This is a genomic window from Enterococcus sp. DIV1298c, from assembly GCF_017316315.1.
Classification (GTDB): domain Bacteria; phylum Bacillota; class Bacilli; order Lactobacillales; family Enterococcaceae; genus Enterococcus_B; species Enterococcus_B mangumiae.
In genome coordinates this window covers 1-16,206 of record NZ_JAFLWG010000031.1, presented here as the reverse complement: position 1 = coordinate 16,206, position 16,206 = coordinate 1, and the positions used below count along the sequence as shown (strand labels likewise).

The window sequence follows — 16,206 nt, the reverse complement described above, 5'->3', positions numbered from 1 at the left end:
ATTTCTTTATAATAAAATTAATTATTTTTAGTTAAAAAAACTAAAAACGATAAACCTTACTCTGTCAAGCAATTAGAAATATAGTAAGAAAAACCTTTAAATTTCAACGTTTTTACCGCCTTTTTTTTGATACAATAAGCGAGGATTTGTGAAAAGATAGAATATTGAAAGGCGTGTAATAATTTGATTAAATCAGTTGTATTTGATGTTGACGATACAATGTATGATCAGCAACAACCATTTAAAAATTCAGTCAAAAACGTAATACCACAAGTAACAGATGAAGATATGCATGACTTATATATCCGTTTCCGTCATCATAGTGACGAGAATTTCCCGAAAGTCATGGCTGGAGAATGGACACTTGATTATATGCGTGCACACCGGATCAGCCAATCATTGATCGATTTAGGTTATTCACCTATCCCAGATGAAAAATGCCTCTTTTTCCAAGAAGTGTACGAAGAGGAGTTGGCGAATATCTGCCTTCACCCTGAAGTGAAAAAAACACTTGATTATCTTAAAGAAAATAATGTTCCATTAGGAATCATCACGAACGGCCCAACGGACCACCAAACCAAAAAATTAAATCAACTTCAATTAACAAATTGGATTCCTGCTGATTGCATGTTAGTTTCACAAGCAACTGGCTTTCAAAAACCAGAGAAAGAGATTTTCCAATTAGCAGAAAAAACGTTCAATATGTCACCAGATGAAACACTATACGTCGGTGATAATTACGAAAACGACGTGTTAGGCGCGAAGAGTGCCAATTGGCAGACCTTGTGGTTCAATCACCGGAAACGCTCAATAAATGAATGTCCAGTGTGTGATAGCGAGATCAATGAGTTCGATCAATTGCTACCAGCTATCAAAGTCGCTTTAGGCGAAGCTCAGCTTGTCTGATCAAAAAAGGATTCATCCCTCAAAACAATCATAAAACCAAGGTAGTTGGCTTCGCAGGTTTGCGAGGCTAGCTCCCTTGGTTTATTTACGATCTATACTAATAATTGAGCAATAGCTATCTTTGGCTTTTATTCGTCCGTTTCACCAATACTTAGAATCAAACGGATATCTTCTTCTGTCAGCTTCGTCAATTGTTCTTCATTTCCTTGGATCACTTTTTGGAATAATTCCCGTTTTTCTTGCTGTAAAGAATCCATCCGTTCCTCAATGGTTCCTTCGGCAATCATTCGCCAGACCTCAACGACATTTTTTTGCCCAATACGATGTGCTCTTCCCGCGGCTTGTTCTTCGATTGCTGGATTCCACCATAAATCATAAAGGATGACTGTATCTGCTCCCGTTAGATTCAATCCAGTGCCTCCGGCTTTGAGTGAAATCAGAAAGACGTCTTTTTCGCCTGCATTAAAAGCATCGACCATCGTTAAACGGTCTTGTGCTTTTGTACTTCCTCGTAAATAGAATGTACTCAAACCTAAATCGGCTAATTCCTCTTGCAGTATCGTCAGCATCCCTGTAAATTGTGAGAACAAAAGGACACGACGGTTATTTTCTTTTGCCGCTAATAACAAATCTTTCACTTGTTCTAACTTACCTGATCCCCCTTGGTAGTCTTCGACAAATAAACGAGGGTCACAACAAATTTGACGTAACCGTGTCAATCCTGCTAAAATACCGATCCGATTCTTTTTGAATGACTCTGAATCCATCGCTGATACTTCTTCACGCATTTGTCTTAAATACGCAAGATACACTGTTTTTTGTTCTTCTGTTAATGCAGAATAAAGATTCATCTCTGTTTTTTCTGGCAAATCTTTGAGAACGGTTTGTTTATCTCTTCTTAAAACAAACGGACGGATCATTTGCGCGATTTCATCTGTCGTCAACTCTCTAAATCGTGTCCGATTCGGAAAGAAGCCTGGCATGATCGTAGCAAATAATGACCATAACTCTTCAAGACTATTTTCAATCGGTGTACCGCTCAAAGCAAATCGCTGAGGGATATGCAATTCTCTTAAAGCTTGGGCAGTCTTTGTACTGCTGTTTTTCACCATCTGCGCTTCATCCAACACTAAATAATTGATGGTCGATGCTTGATATTCAGCAAGATCTTGGCGTAAGCTCGCATAAGAAGTCACACGAATATCTACTTTTTCAGCTAACAAAGCTTCTCGTTCTTTCTTATTCCCATTGATCACTTGGACACTCAAGGTCGGAGCAAACTTCTTCACTTCCGCTTGCCAGTTATAGATCAAACTCGCCGGTGCGACGATCAAAGCAGCCAGTGAACCTTTTTCTTCCTTCTCTGAAAGTAGAAAAGCAATTGTCTGTAAAGTTTTCCCTAGACCCATTTCATCGGCTAAAATACCACCAAATTGATAATGCCCTAACATTTTCAACCATTGAAACCCTTGTTTTTGATAATCTCTAAGCTCTGCTTGCAAGTTTTTCGGCAAAGCGGCTTCGTAATTCGTAGGATCGATCAAGTCACGGGTCATTTGTTGGAAAGAGTCACCAAAGCTGGCATTACTCCCAGAAAATTGTTCTTTGATCAGCAATCCTTGATTTTTAGGTACTTGGATGATGCCATCTTCTGAACGGATCGTTTCTCTAAACTGTTGCAATATTTTGCTCGTTTGTTGGAACTCTTCTGAATCAAACGATAGCACTTGCCCACTTTCTAACGTGTAAAACGCATCATTTCGTAGCAAGCTCTGCAAGACACTGTCGATTTCATGCTCATTGATACCCGTCACATCAAAGCGGATATCTAGCCAGGAGCCTGTTTCTTCTACTTCGATCTGTGGTTGATGTTTTTGCGCATCTAGATATAATTCGCGTAATTTTTTACCTATACGCACTTCACCAAATTGACGAAAAACAGCTAGTTCTGTTCGGAAAAACAAATACAATGCTTCGCCTTCGGGTAATGGACGTTCATACCCGGTCTGATTTTTCCGATAACGATACATGCGGAACAAATCAAGGACGCGCTGTTCTTGCGCTGTGTCTCTTAATATCTCGGTGGTTTGCTCAGCGTGTGTTTCATGGCGTTCATCCGTTGAGAACACAACGTCGCCATATACAAAGTCGATTCTTGCTTGGATCTTTCCTTTCATTTTTTTGAAAACAAAGACAAACTCCACTGGGATATCAGCGATTTCGGCTGTCACTTCTTCTGCGATGTCAACTGTCCCTATTTGATTTAACAGCGGTAAAATTTCTTTGAATAAAGAAGACAGTTCTTTTTTTCGAAAGGCAACTTCTGGCTCTTCAAATCGTTTCATCAGCTGTTTCCAAGTTAAGTAGACTGCCTGTTGTTGTTTCGTCAAATGGTAAAAGGTCCCTTGCCTGATTCCCCACTGATAGTGAGACAAGAACAAATCAAAGTCACTCACAGCAGTCAATTGATACTGTGTTTCAATTTTTTTGACTTGAAAACTTAGTGGTTTGGTCTCTTCAGAAAATTGGATGCCATGGTAATTTTGATCATTGAGCTGTAATTGCAACCGTGTGGATTGATTCATTCGCTCTAACAAAGATTTCGATTGATCGATTGGCAAAAGCAAGTAGCGTTTGTCCAATTTTCCTTTTACCAAGACCCCATTTGCCCCTAATAGTGTTTGGGTTTGGGCAATCCCCGCCAGTAGATCCATTAGTCGTTGATCTTCTTGTTGGAAGACGCGACGTTCTAAACGAAATTGGTATTGCTTATTGACGGTATAGGTATCCCCTTCTGCATAAGCCTGTAGAAACTCATAAATATTTTTTACGATATATGTTTTCTTCGGCGTTTCTAAAAAGCCGATACGTAGATACACCGCTAAAATCGAAAGTTCTGGATGGTATTGATTGGTTTCGATCTGCTCGACATGATAATCGATCACTAAAGGTTGCAAAGCTTTCGTAGAACTTTTCCCTTTTAGTCGGGCAAATCCTTTTGTCAATAATTCTCCTTCACTCGTTTTCTTCGTCGGTTCGATCATTTTTTGATCTTTCTGCATGATGCGAGACAGTTGTTTTGATCGTAAATACAACTCTACTGCAACAGTGTGCTTGCAATAATGATGCTCTTCCCAGTAAGGGCATTGACAGTAGTCGATTTCTTTTGCCGTGCCATCTAAATCGACTAAATACAGCTCACTACCTAAAACCTCTGCATGCCACACAGGTTCTTCTGGATCTGGGACAACCGATAACACACGGTCTTCTTGCAAATATTGACGCCCTCTTGCAATGACTTTTTCCGGAATACTCCATTTCATTTGTTATCAATCTCCCTTCTTAACCAAAATGATAGCGTATCTCGCTTTGTCCACTACCTTTTGTATCAATTCGTATTTGTTGTAAGACTCTTTCTTTCAACTCACGTACATGGCTGATGATCCCAATCATCCTGCCTTCACTTTCAACTGTTTCTAATGCTTCCATGGCCATTTCTAACGCTTCTTCATCGAGAGAACCAAAACCTTCATCAATAAACAAGGCTTCGATCGTGATACCACCGGCCTGTGCTTGGATGACTTCTGCTAAAGCTAAGGCTAAAGACAACGCTGCAATGAAACTTTCGCCGCCAGATAATGTATGCGATCCTCGAGTCGTTCCAGCTTCGTCATCGTACACATTGATCTCTAAACCAGTCTTCCCACGATAACTACCTACTTCTTCATCTAGCTCAAACTGATAACGGCTTTTTGTCAATCGCATCAGATGTTCATTTGCTACTTGTAACACTTCTTGTAAGTAAACTTGTAAGACATAGCGTTCAATACTCGTTTTTTTAGGATTTTCCCCATTCATCGTCTGTGATAATTGTTGCAACTCAACCAATTCATCTAATTGTTCCTGACTATTTTGATAGGATGTCGTATATTCTACCATCACTCTTTGATTATTCCGATGTTCTTGTTGTAAGTGATAAATCAGTTGTTGCTGTTCTTCAATCGCTTGTTTGATTTTTTCGATTTGTTCACTCAAAACAGTTAGATCTTGGGGATTTTCATCGAAGGTCACATGTTTCAATTGTTCCAAACGAGTAGAAAGCACTAATTGTTTTGTTTGATACTCCTTGATCATTGTTTTCGCATGTTCGTAAGTAGCTGTATCTTGTAACAATGCGGCTACTGCTTCTTGTGAAGAAAAATCACTATGTTGCTCTAAAAATCCAGTGATTTTGCGTTGTTCTTTTTCAACTTGAGCAGTTGTCTTTGCAATTTGTTCGGTCAACGTGTCGATTTTAGTTGTCAAAATTGCTGATTCTTGTTGGAGTTTCTCCCCTTGTGTGAGCTGAACTTCCAAGTCTTTCTTATTTACGACTACCTGTTCAACTAATTGATCCGCTTCTTTTGCTAAAGTATCGATGTTCTCTGTTCCTAATTGTTGACTCAATCCTGCAAGTTCACCTTGGATTCGTTGGATTTTTTCATTATGGCGAGTTTGTTGGGCTTTCACTTGCTCGCTTTTTTCCTGATTGCTTGCGAGCTCTTCCACGATCGTCACTTGCGCTTCTTCTGCTTCTTTGATTTTCTGTAAACGATCCTTGAGATTTTTTTCGATTTCTGCAAACGCACGAGCAATATCCTCTTTTGCATCAATTTGAAAGATTGCTTTTAATTCTGTACTTAAATAAACGGCTTGTTGCTCCAACTGTTGACTCGTTTCCAATTGTTGTTGCTTCAAACGAGCAAGCTGTTGCTTCATTTCTTCGATTTCCGCTTCTTTTCGACCAATTTCTTGGTGCGTTTTTTCAATCGCTTTTTCTGCTCGCGTCATATTTTCTTCAAGCACAGCGATGTTTTCTTCAACGAAATCATGATGATCCGGTGTCAAAGGATGCTCTGTGGCACCACAAACCGGACATGGTTCACCAGGCACTAGCAATGTTTGTAAATAAGCAATTTGGGACTTTGCCCAATCACTTTTACATTGCTTGAATTCTTGTGTCTGTTGCTCTAATAATTTTTGACTTGCTAATAATTGCTCTGTAGCTTGTTCCAATTGTTGATGATTTTGTCCTAGCTCTTTCTCGAGTTGTTCGAGACGTTGCTGTTGTTCACAGTACCGCTCCTCTTCTAAACGTAAACGTTCATAGGCTAACTGTTCTTCTTGTAATTTCCCTTGGGTAGCCAAGATCGTCTGGCTCTCTTGCTGTTTTTCTTGGAGGATCAATTGCTCTGTTGCTAACTGTTGGGTTTGTTGCTGTAATTCATTAAATGCTTTTTCTAATTCCGAAAGCGCCGATTGTTTTTCTCTAAAAGCATCGGCAACTGGGATCAATCGTTGTTTATCTTGGAGCGCTTGGCTCATTTTCGCTATTTTTTGTTCGAGATTTTCTCGTGTCTCTTGCTGTTCCTGCCAGTTCTGTAAAGCACTTGCCACTTCATCGAAACGTGTCGTCAGTTGTTGCTGTTCCTCATTTTGTTCCGCAAGTGATCCTTGGTACTCTTCGCTACGTTCAAGTGGCGTCCGCAATTTTTGAGCAAGTTCATAACGCGTCAGCCATCTTTGTTTCTCCTCGATCATTAGCTGTTGTTCATTGAGTTCTTGCTGTTCTCCTAACAGTTTTTGCTTTTCTTCGTACGCAGATTGTTGATTTTTCCCATGGTAATAATCTGTTTCGCTGATTTTTTGTTCTTCTTTCAGTTGCTCGAGCACTTCTTGCTCTGTGGCAATCTTTGTTGCAATTTGGGCTTGTTGCTCTTCCCACTCATTGATGACTGTTTCAAAAGAGTGTAAGCCAGCCTCTTGCTGCTCATCATGGGAACTAAATTGCCTTTGCAATAAGACTAATTCTTGTTCCAAATGATCCAGTTCTTTTTGCTTGTTCTTGGCCTTTTCTTTCAATTGTTCGTTGAATCGTTGAAAAAATTGTGTGCCAAACAAGTTCCGTAAAACTGTTTCTTTTTCACTACTAGAGGAAATCAAGAAATTTCGGAATTCTCCTTGCGGCAATAAAACGATTTGTGCAAACTGTTTCGCATCTAAGTTCAATAGTTCTTTAATTTCTTGGTCCACTTCGCTGCGTTTTGTTAGTTGTCGGATCTCTTTTCCTTTTTCATCAAAAATCGTCAAACTAACTTTTGCCGCCTGTTTTCTCATTCCCTCGCCTTTGCGTTTCGCTAACAGCTGTTCTGGCTTACGCTCGATTTCATAACGTAACTGTTGATGTTCAAACGAAAAAAGGACGATCGTTTCATCTTCTGGTGTCGCAAACAACGACCGCATCTCTTTACCTGAACGCAATCTTCCCGATGTTTCACCAAAAAGCGCATAAGTCATGCCATCAAAAATTGTTGTTTTCCCTGCTCCGGTTTTTCCTGTGATCAAAAACAAGGATGCTTGGGTCAATTTTGAGAAATCAATCGTTTCATTGATAAAAGGGCCAAAATTTTTCAATCGTAACGTCTGTGGTTTCATGCTTGATCATTCCGTTTCTGTGAGTTCTTGCAACGTTTCTTCTAACCAACTCATCTGTTGTTCTGTCATCGGCTCGTCGACCATTTCGGTGAAGAACGTTTCCGCGAGTTTTTTTGGCTGTTTGATTTCAAGTGTCTGTCGTTTGTTCGTGGAACGATGACGACCATGCACACGTTCGACACCCAGTATTCGTGGATAGATCGCTCGTAGTTGATTCATCATATTGGGAATAACTGCGCGGTCTTTTAAATAAATCTGCAAATAATTTTCTCGGTTGATCGTATGGTAAAAAGTTGGGTCTAATAATTCTTTAAAACTGGCAGTCACTTCCGCAATATCATATAAAGGCGTGATTTCTTGAAAATCCAAAACCAATTCGTCAGTGAGATCAACAATCCAAACACCTTTTTTCTGATTGATCTCTGAAAGTGAGAATTTAAGTGGTGAACCACTATATCTGGCATTGTCTTGTTGCAAAGCTGCTTGATTGTGTAAATGTCCTAATGCGACATAATCAAAAGGAGCTAATAATCCACCTGGAATCGCATCTAAACCGCCCACCTCGATTTTTGTTTCTGAATCCGACTTCTTGCTGCCAGTTACAAAAAAGTGACTGACCAACACCTGTTTTTTCTCAGGGTCAAACGCACCTTGCATCCGCTCAATCACTTTTTCCATCGCTTGTTGGATCGTCCGGATCGTATCATCCTCAAAATAACTTCTAGCGGAGATTGGTTCAAAATAAGGCAATAAGAAAAATTGAGTGTTTTGATACTCAATGGGTTCAAAAGCTTCAGCAAAACGTGTTTGTAAAAAAAATTTCGTTTGACTGAACCACTCTGTTCCAGCAGATAACCGTACGCTGCTGTCATGGTTTCCTGAGATGGCAAAAATCGGGAATTTCTCGTTCAAGTTCCAATCGATCATCAAACGATTGAAGATTTCTACTGCCTCTACAGCTGGAATACTTCGATCATATAGATCACCTGCAATGACGATCGCATCCACTTTTTCTCTTTTGGCAATCGCTAAAATCTCAGATAATGCGTGTTCTTGCTCTTTCAGTAAATCGTAGCCCTGCAATTTCTTTCCTATATGCCAATCTGCTGTATGTAAAAAACGCATCTCATCACCTCAAAAAAATATCCTTCTAACTATTATAACACTTCCCCCTAGGACATGACAGCTAGAATCATTTGGAAAAAGAGCATTTTATAACAAAAAAGCGATAAAGAAACGGTGTCTTAGACGCCCCGTTTCTCTTATCGCTTTCATCTTCATTTATTCTGATTCGTTCTTTTTAATGATTTCATATTTGAAATCAGGGTTTACTTCCTTGTCTAATTGATCAAACGCCGCTTGAGTACGTCGTTCGATTTCCGCCATCCCTTCCTTGTCAGTTTTTTTGATGTCTGACAAGTCGATCGGTTCACCAAAGCGAACAATCACACGTTTTCGCTTGAATAGATCACCCAACGTCAGTGGCCCTTGGTACACTGCGGGGACGATTTTTACTTTTGCCATTTTGGCAATCAACGCCATTCCGCCTTTTAATTCAGTCGCATGTCTTGTTCCACTTGGAAACATGATCAATCCCAGATCTGTGGACTTCAAAATCTTGACTGGCGTCTTGATCACACTTGGCCCAGGATTTTCTCTTTTAACTGGAAACGCATTTGAACGGGTCAAGATAAATCGCAGCACAGGATTTTTGAACAGTTCCTCTTTTGCCATAAAACTAAATGATTTAGGTGATGCAGCCACAGCCAGATACAATGGATCCCACCAAGTACGGTGTGGGGCAACGAGTATGTAGTTCTCGTCTTTAGGTAAGACTTCTTTATTCTCATAGCGGGCATTGCCGTTGATAACAGCTAAGATCACTTTAACGACCCCGCGCATAAATCGATAAAACATAACCTCTTCCTTTCTTTGGTTCTCGTTCCTATAGTATGCCTAAAAAAGACTGATTTGACAAGTTCTCTTGGTTCTTTTGATCAAAAATAGTATACTACATACGATTAGTTTTTTCATTTGGAGGGAATCAGATGCTTCACGAACATGAACGTATTGACCAATTATATGCAAAAGATATTAAGATTATTCAAAGTTCCCAAGTTTTTTCCTTTTCTATAGATGCCGTCTTACTTGCCAATTTTGCTCGTGTCCCAAAAACAGGACAAGTCGTTGACCTCTGTGCAGGAAATGGTGCAGTCGGACTATTTTTAAGCAAACAAACAAAAGCAAAGATCGATGCGATCGAACTACAGCCACGTTTAGCTGATATGGCGCGCCGCAGCATCTCACTGAACCACTTAGAACAACAAATGACCGTGCATACCATTGATTTAAAAGAGAGCTTATCAGTTGTGCGGCATAATTCTTGTGATTTAGTCGTTTGTAATCCCCCTTACTTCAAAGGGTTGCCTACCAACAAAAAAAATCCAAATGAACATTTAGCCATCGCCAGACATGAAATCCACACAACACTGGAAGAAGTGATCCAAATCTCAAGTAAACTATTAAAAACAAATGGTCGTTTTGCTCTCGTACATCGACCAGATCGCTTCTTGGAGATTTTGGCACTTATGCAAACCTATCAGATTGCACCAAAACGTGTCCAATTCGTCTATCCTAAAGCAGGAAAAGAAGCCAATATTTTACTGATTGAAGGAATCAAACAAGGAAAAGCAGATGGTTTTAAAGTCGCTCCTCCCTTATTTACTTATGATGCGCAAGGTGAGTATACACCTGAACTCCGTGAGATGCTTTATGGAAAGTAACCATTACTTTTATGTGCTGCATTGCCAAGACAATACGTTCTATGGCGGATATACCACTGACTTAGCTCGCCGTTTACAAGAACATAATAAAGGCACAGGTGCTAAATACACACGTTTGCAAAAAAGACGTCCTGTAAAAATGATCCATGCGGAAGCATACGCCACAAGAAGTGAAGCCACAAAAGCCGAAGCAGCATTCAAGAAACAAACGCGACGTCAAAAAGAAAGCTATTTGAAGACCCATCCTTCCCTACCTTTGCCAGATCAAACATCGTAAAAGAAGTTTTTAGAGAAAAAGAATGCCTCAACAAAAGATCGAAGAACGATTTTTCGTTGAGGCATTCTTTTTTTAGAGATTCATCTGACTGCTCAGGTCAACATCGTCTCTTTTATTCACTTGCTTGAGTACTATCAGAAGTCGTGTCGCTCGTACTAGTTGAAGAAGTCTCACTCGTTTGATTTGTCTCAGACCCCTTTGTTTCACCTAATAGCGCTTCGCTGACTAAATGGATATAATTCAACATTCCATCTGGATTAGGATGGACTTGGTCATCATAGAACCACTCATTATGAGCATTACTATACGAATACCAATCGATCACTGTCATATTGTCATATTTCTTTTCCATTTCTGCCAGCATCGCATTGACTTCATTTTGCCAACGTTTCGTTGGAACGCGGACATTGACCCAATAAACCTTACGATCCCCGATCGCACTCATCAAACTATCGAATTGCGATTCAGAGAAAGAACCATTTGTTCCTAAACCAACTAATACCGTATCCTTCAACAAGTCGCGATTTTTTAATTCTTCGATGTACGGAAGACTTGTGTATAATTGACGACCAACATCACCATCTACGACTACTTGTGGATATAATTCTTTTAAATCCGCTGCTGCATCTAACATGACTGAATCACCAAATGCAGTCAACTCTAATTGTTGCGCTTTTTCACCTTGCTCTTTGGACAAATCGTATTTATCCAAGATCGCTTGGTCAATAGGCGCTACGTTGTTTCCTTGGTTATTCTGACTTTTTTCAGCTAATTTTTTACTTTCAGCAATATTTTTTTGCAATTGCTCCTGATCAGCTGTCACTGCATTTTTAGGTGCGGTTACGAACCCTACTAACGCAATCGCTACGACTAATGTTCCAGGAACCACCCAAGGCTTTTTCCAGCTGAAGATAGGTTTAGTAAACCAACCTTTGACAACACGAAACGTTTGACCATAATCAAAACGCGCCAATGGACGTTCAATAAAGCGGTAGGACAACTCACTGATCAATAAGATCAATGTGATCTCAATGACGGTATGCAAGAAAACATGATCCGCGATCCCTGATACCTTTGCTTCATAAAAAATCATCACTGGAAATTGGTACAAATAAATCCCATAACTTCGCTTACCGATCCAAGTAAATATCGGATTGGTCAACCAGCGATTCAAGCTCGCACCTGGATGCGCTGTAACTGCTACAAGAACCATACATAAAAGACTGACTAAAAATAGCCCCCCATAGTAGATAAAGCTCAAATGATCATCTAAGAAAAAGAAAAAGAGGATCAATGTGATCAATGAGGTGAACCCCGCTATATTCAGTACCTTCTTTGCTTGTTTCGGAATGTTTTTCTTCAATCGAGTACTTGGCCAAATAAAAGCCAACGCACTCCCCATCCAAATCGAGAATAAACGAGTATCAGTTCCATAGTAGACACGAGTCGGGTCACCATTTGGTGAGTACAACACCATCATCAAAATAGCTGAAGCAATCGCTGTTCCCATGATCGTATAAAAAATCCATTTTTTCTTACGGACAACTGCCATCAAAAAAACAAAGATGATCGGCCAAATCAGATAGTTCTGTCCTTCTACTGCTAATGACCAAATATGAGTAAACGGTGACTCATTTGCAAATCGATCAAAATAGGATAAACCATTATTGATCTGCCACCAGTTATTGACATAAAATAAACTACTAAGTACAACGCCCCGAAGATTATTCAATAATCCTCGCTGGAATATCGTAATATATGCTGAAGCAGTAATAAGCAAGAAAACGAGTCCAGGATACAATCGTTTCATTCGCCGCACGTAAAATTGCCAAATACTGATTTTACCATTTTGTTCCCATTCTTGTCGCAAGAGATCGGTAATCAAATAACCTGAAACGACAAAAAATATCGGAACTCCGAGGTAACCACCCTTCATACTTGTTGGCAACAAGTGGTACAAAATAACTCCGATGACCGCTAATGAACGAATCCCATCGAAGCCAGTGATATACCGGCTACTTTTTAATCTTTTTTGTTTTTCCATTCAATATTCCAACTTTTCATAAACTTTTTTCATTCGTAATATACGTGCATTACAAAAAAATAGCAAGCAAAAACTTCATAAAAGTTGCCACTTTATACTATAATCCCATAGTTTGTCTAAAAAGAACACTTTTTTTAGCAACCTTAACAAAATTTCAAATATAACAAGTTGACTTATTATTTCGTATGAAGGAGACAAAAAATCGTAAACAAAAACTATTTACTTTGAATAATAGAAACCAAATCAACTGATATTAGCTTCATTAGAAAACAATTTCTTTCCCTTTACAAGATAAAGCCTGCCATTGATCTTTTTCATAATACTCCGCCTTTTCTTTGCCTTCGAATGGATCTTTGATCTTGGGAATCAGAGTAATTGTTCCATCTTCTGAATAGACGACAATATATACTTGATTTTCGGGAGGTAGATCAATTATTACAGAACTGCGTTGTCGTCTTGATTTCGTTGTAAGCACCCTGTCACTCCTTTTCTATGATTACTTTACGCACTTATGAATACTTATTACGAAAAAACATCACCTGTCCTTTAGCAGACAGATGATTGTTCTCTTTTGTGTCATATCTTTAATTTTTGGACCAAGGCTTCAGACATTGTTTTTGAAAAATTTATACCTTCGTTTGTTGCACGCACATTCAACCAATGAGGAATTTTTATTGTCTTTTTATCTAGTTGGACATCTTTTAAGTAATCATTTAGATCCACAGAAATCAAAGTAGCAAATTCACGCTCAGAATCAATCGAAAGATCATTGATATTAGTTGGTTTTGGCAAAGGTTTATTATTCTCAACTAAATCTCCGAGCATGATCCCTAAAGCATCCGATGCAACTTCTAACCCCTCGATAATATCTTTTGATTGTGTCACTGCTCCTTCGATATCAGGAAAATAAATTCCATATCCAACAGGATCCTTTTCAAAAATAGCTGGATAAACTTTTTTCATTCATCTCCCCTTCTTTCATAAAAGCACAGCGGGCTTAAATGCCCACTGCTTTTCGAACAGAATCTTCTACTCTTCTAGATAACTCTTTTGAATGGCTAGTAAGGATAACGGGTCTAGGATAATCCTTTTTAGTGAATTTCCTATGTGAGCCCTTCCCACCTTTCACTTCAACAAAGCCAGCATCTTTCAGTAGCTTTTCTGCTTCTCTGATTGTCATGGGCATTGCACATACCTCCTGACTATTATATAGTAGCACGTACTGGGCGTACTGTAAAGGTACACACTATACCTTCAACGAAACTTCAAAAATGCTCTTACATTTTTTTTAGTGACAACATCTTAATATGTAAGATAAGTCAGTTTCTATATAATTAATCTATATTAGTAGCGGGCTAGTGGTTTTATTTAACCTTTCTATACAAATTAAAAATAAAGGATTCTACAAAATTGATTTCGAAAAACTGTTCGTATACACTGTATATACAAAAAAAGAGAGGGAGATTCATATGCCTATTAAAGAAAGAAAATTTAGAGAAGTAGGAAATTCAGTGGTCTTGACTATTTCAAAAGACTTTCTTAAAGAAAATGGATTGAAACCTGGGGATACAGTTTTTTTAGATGAAGAGAAACTGAAGGCTGCAATTACAAAGAAACAGCCTATATCTGATGAAATCGATGTGGCAATCGCCCAAGCATTAATGGATTATGACACAACTTTCAAAGAACTGGTGGATAAATGACCGTAAAGTATCTTGAAGCTAGAGATATCATAAAAATGAATGTGATCCAGATAAAGAAATACTCTCCTAATGAACCAATTGGTGTAAAAGATCCTGATGCTTTAGAAATGTGTGTTGGCCAACTACAAGTAACTGCTTTTGGTGAGGAAATTAGCGCTTCCATTTATGAGAAAGCAACGATGCTACTGATACAATTGATTAAGAAACGTCCCTTTCATAATGCAAATAAGAGAACTGCTTTCTTAGCATTATTTGTATTCCTAAAGATTAATGGTTACGTTCTAACTATTCCAGAGAAAAAAGCAATTGATTTAGTGATAAATATTGCTATTTATGATGGTGACTTTGATCAATTAAAAGAAGAAGTCTTGATTATGATAAAAACACATACAAAGCCAAGTTAGTCGACTTTGTATGTGTTTTTATTATTAAATATTAATTTGCATTCAACTGTATAGAAAACGTAAATTTTCTATATAATTGAAATGATAATGCAATATATTACTAACTAGATATTACATTTATTAACCTAAAAACAATTATACTGTCGAATACGTGCAGCCACTTGTTCTGCCATTTCCTTCACCACGATCTCAACTTCTTCTTTCCTCGTGTAGTCCTTCGGTAGCACCTGAGAATCCCCATAAGATTTCTCTTTAGTTGGTTCTGCGATATCCGTTCGAGCAACCCCATTCGCATGAAAATAGAGCTGTAGTCCAATATCCTCTAGTTGCCTCTTGAGCGCGTATGGGTCCAAATTGGCTAAATCTTTAATACTCAGAATCTCCATGTAGTTCAATCTTTTTTTCATGCGTGATCCGATACCCCAAAAGTCCGTCATTTCTTTAATCGCCCAAATTTTTTCTGGCACATTTTGATACGTCCATTCCGCTATAAATCCCTTATTATGCTTGGTTTCATTATCTAAGGCTAATTTAGCTAAAACAGGATTATCACCAATACCTACGGTCGCGATCAAACCAGTTTGACGGTAAACGTGTAACTGTAACTGTATCCATCTTGCGAGCTGTTTTCGTCTCTCACTTCTTGTACCAGGTGTCGTAAATAAGTTCAGCGATTTTGTTACCTTTAGAATCGACTCATTAATCGAATAAATCAATAAGCCTTCATCTGCGACGTATTGCCGAAAAATACTGTTTACTTCCATATTCTTTTTAATATATAAGTTCATTCTTGGGGGTACAATGTGTAATTCTTTGGGCAAAGGATAAGGTAAATCACGTGGTCTACTAACGTTTGTGATTCCATATTTACTTTTGGCAGTTGGTGACGCTGCTAAATTAAGCCCTGCCCCTGTATTATCTGCTCAACTCATAACGACTAAAGCAGTTGTTAATGGATTTAAATTTCTTTCTACACACTCAACACTCGCATAAAACGACTTCATATCAATTAAGTAGTAATCATTTACTGGTTCATTTGAGTAATCAAGCATAATAAATCTCCCCTATTTCAACACAATTAAACAACCGTACGTTCGCTTTTGTAAAGGGGAACTACCGAAAAAAAATCAGACAAAAATGTCTGACTTTTCTTTACTCAACTAGATTAGCTATTAGTAAGTAGGTTCTAATTCGACCTGTTTGACCAACTATATAACCTATAAATCCTAAATGACCTTAGAATCATCGTATGAACACTAAATACCATATCATTTTCTATATTCTATATAGATTCTCTTATCTGGAATAATTGTTATTCTAAATTTGCTATTTGCTAGATCAATATATTTTAGTACGACTTGATCTAAGTTTACAAGTGCTAAATTATTTAATAAAAGAAGTCTCTCGAGTCATATTTTTAAAATGCGTAGATAAAGGACTATTATATACATTAACTTACTAAAATTAATATTTCAGAATAAAATACTGAGGAGATAGTAATTGCAGTAAATACTTAAATAAGATTATTATATGTTTCACCAAATTTTTTCAAAAGTGTTACTTTATTTTTTTTTCGTTTGATTAATTGTTTTTTCTCGAATTCTTTTATTTTTCT

Annotated in this window: 13 protein-coding genes and 1 pseudogene; 5 read left to right on the top strand and 9 right to left on the bottom strand. The window is 38.2% G+C overall.

The annotated features are described in order from the left end of the window. Positions 1-183: 183 nt before the first annotated feature. The gene (locus tag JZO83_RS07900; RefSeq protein ID WP_207115429.1) at positions 184-906 is read left to right on the top strand and encodes an HAD family hydrolase; all 723 of its coding nucleotides are present in this window, start codon (positions 184-186) and stop codon (positions 904-906) included. Positions 907-1,034: 128 nt separating this feature from the next. Here the strand turns inward: JZO83_RS07900 and JZO83_RS07895 are convergent, their stop codons facing one another. From JZO83_RS07895 to JZO83_RS07880, 4 genes are all read right to left on the bottom strand, one after another. Next, positions 1,035-4,229 carry a DEAD/DEAH box helicase gene (locus JZO83_RS07895; RefSeq protein ID WP_207115428.1) on the bottom strand — a complete coding sequence of 1,065 codons (3,195 nt, stop codon included), beginning with the start codon at positions 4,227-4,229 and terminating at the stop codon, positions 1,035-1,037. 19 nt (positions 4,230-4,248) lie between these two features. Next, positions 4,249-7,380, bottom strand: a complete 3,132-nt coding sequence (locus tag JZO83_RS07890; protein WP_207115427.1) for an SMC family ATPase — start codon at positions 7,378-7,380, stop codon at positions 4,249-4,251. Positions 7,381-7,386: 6 nt separating this feature from the next. After that, positions 7,387-8,505 carry an exonuclease SbcCD subunit D gene (locus tag JZO83_RS07885; RefSeq protein ID WP_207115426.1) on the bottom strand — a complete coding sequence of 373 codons (1,119 nt, stop codon included), beginning with the start codon at positions 8,503-8,505 and terminating at the stop codon, positions 7,387-7,389. A 156-nt stretch (positions 8,506-8,661) separates the two neighbouring features. Further along, entirely contained in the window at positions 8,662-9,297 is a 636-nt protein-coding gene (locus JZO83_RS07880; protein ID WP_206854941.1) for a 1-acyl-sn-glycerol-3-phosphate acyltransferase, read from the bottom strand. A gap of 131 nt (positions 9,298-9,428) precedes the next feature. Here JZO83_RS07880 and JZO83_RS07875 point away from each other — a divergent pair, with 131 nt between their 5' ends. Then, a complete protein-coding gene (locus JZO83_RS07875) occupies positions 9,429-10,163 on the top strand; it encodes a tRNA1(Val) (adenine(37)-N6)-methyltransferase (protein WP_207115425.1) in 735 nt (244 codons plus the stop codon). Continuing rightward, positions 10,153-10,440 carry a GIY-YIG nuclease family protein gene (locus JZO83_RS07870; protein WP_207115424.1) on the top strand — a complete coding sequence of 96 codons (288 nt, stop codon included), beginning with the start codon at positions 10,153-10,155 and terminating at the stop codon, positions 10,438-10,440. Before JZO83_RS07875 ends, JZO83_RS07870 begins: the two co-directional genes overlap by 11 nt. A 112-nt stretch (positions 10,441-10,552) precedes the next feature. On the opposite strand, the gene JZO83_RS07865 is transcribed toward JZO83_RS07870, so the two are convergent. From JZO83_RS07865 to JZO83_RS07850, 4 genes are all read right to left on the bottom strand, one after another. Next, positions 10,553-12,484, bottom strand: a complete 1,932-nt coding sequence (locus JZO83_RS07865) for an acyltransferase family protein (RefSeq protein ID WP_206854949.1) — start codon at positions 12,482-12,484, stop codon at positions 10,553-10,555. 262 nt (positions 12,485-12,746) lie between these two features. Beyond that, entirely contained in the window at positions 12,747-12,959 is a 213-nt protein-coding gene (locus JZO83_RS07860; RefSeq protein ID WP_207115423.1) for an AbrB family transcriptional regulator, read from the bottom strand. A 101-nt stretch (positions 12,960-13,060) separates the two neighbouring features. Beyond that, positions 13,061-13,447, bottom strand: coding sequence for a type II toxin-antitoxin system HicB family antitoxin (locus JZO83_RS07855; RefSeq protein ID WP_206854952.1), 387 nt, complete (start codon positions 13,445-13,447; stop codon positions 13,061-13,063). A 34-nt stretch (positions 13,448-13,481) separates the two neighbouring features. Continuing rightward, positions 13,482-13,670 (bottom strand): type II toxin-antitoxin system HicA family toxin, encoded by a 189-nt coding sequence (locus JZO83_RS07850; protein ID WP_206854954.1) that lies wholly within the window; start codon positions 13,668-13,670, stop codon positions 13,482-13,484. A gap of 283 nt (positions 13,671-13,953) precedes the next feature. Here JZO83_RS07850 and JZO83_RS07845 point away from each other — a divergent pair, with 283 nt between their 5' ends. Both JZO83_RS07845 and JZO83_RS07840 read left to right on the top strand, forming a co-directional pair. Then, positions 13,954-14,187 (top strand): addiction module antitoxin, encoded by a 234-nt coding sequence (locus JZO83_RS07845; RefSeq protein ID WP_207115422.1) that lies wholly within the window; start codon positions 13,954-13,956, stop codon positions 14,185-14,187. Further along, positions 14,184-14,591 (top strand): type II toxin-antitoxin system death-on-curing family toxin, encoded by a 408-nt coding sequence (locus tag JZO83_RS07840; protein WP_207115421.1) that lies wholly within the window; start codon positions 14,184-14,186, stop codon positions 14,589-14,591. Before JZO83_RS07845 ends, JZO83_RS07840 begins: the two co-directional genes overlap by 4 nt. 131 nt (positions 14,592-14,722) lie before the next feature. Here the strand turns inward: JZO83_RS07840 and JZO83_RS07835 are convergent. Continuing rightward, a pseudogene (locus JZO83_RS07835) lies at positions 14,723-15,643 on the bottom strand (type VI secretion protein ImpB); the annotation flags it as partial. Positions 15,644-16,206 lie beyond the last annotated feature (563 nt).

What these genes read in the sequence shown, in the direction of transcription:
- JZO83_RS07890 (WP_207115427.1), bottom strand. Translation starts at nt 7,380, where the DNA reads ATGAAACCACAGACGTTACGATTGAAAAATTTTGGCCCTTTTATCAAT.
- JZO83_RS07885 (WP_207115426.1), bottom strand. Translation starts at nt 8,505, where the DNA reads ATGCGTTTTTTACATACAGCAGATTGGCATATAGGAAAGAAATTGCAG.
- JZO83_RS07840 (WP_207115421.1), top strand. Translation starts at nt 14,184, where the DNA reads ATGACCGTAAAGTATCTTGAAGCTAGAGATATCATAAAAATGAATGTG.
- JZO83_RS07880 (WP_206854941.1), bottom strand. Translation starts at nt 9,297, where the DNA reads ATGTTTTATCGATTTATGCGCGGGGTCGTTAAAGTGATCTTAGCTGTT.
- JZO83_RS07865 (WP_206854949.1), bottom strand. Translation starts at nt 12,484, where the DNA reads ATGGAAAAACAAAAAAGATTAAAAAGTAGCCGGTATATCACTGGCTTC.
- JZO83_RS07895 (WP_207115428.1), bottom strand. Translation starts at nt 4,229, where the DNA reads ATGAAATGGAGTATTCCGGAAAAAGTCATTGCAAGAGGGCGTCAATAT.
- JZO83_RS07845 (WP_207115422.1), top strand. Translation starts at nt 13,954, where the DNA reads ATGCCTATTAAAGAAAGAAAATTTAGAGAAGTAGGAAATTCAGTGGTC.
- JZO83_RS07870 (WP_207115424.1), top strand. Translation starts at nt 10,153, where the DNA reads ATGGAAAGTAACCATTACTTTTATGTGCTGCATTGCCAAGACAATACG.
- JZO83_RS07850 (WP_206854954.1), bottom strand. Translation starts at nt 13,670, where the DNA reads ATGCCCATGACAATCAGAGAAGCAGAAAAGCTACTGAAAGATGCTGGC.
- JZO83_RS07875 (WP_207115425.1), top strand. Translation starts at nt 9,429, where the DNA reads ATGCTTCACGAACATGAACGTATTGACCAATTATATGCAAAAGATATT.
- JZO83_RS07855 (WP_206854952.1), bottom strand. Translation starts at nt 13,447, where the DNA reads ATGAAAAAAGTTTATCCAGCTATTTTTGAAAAGGATCCTGTTGGATAT.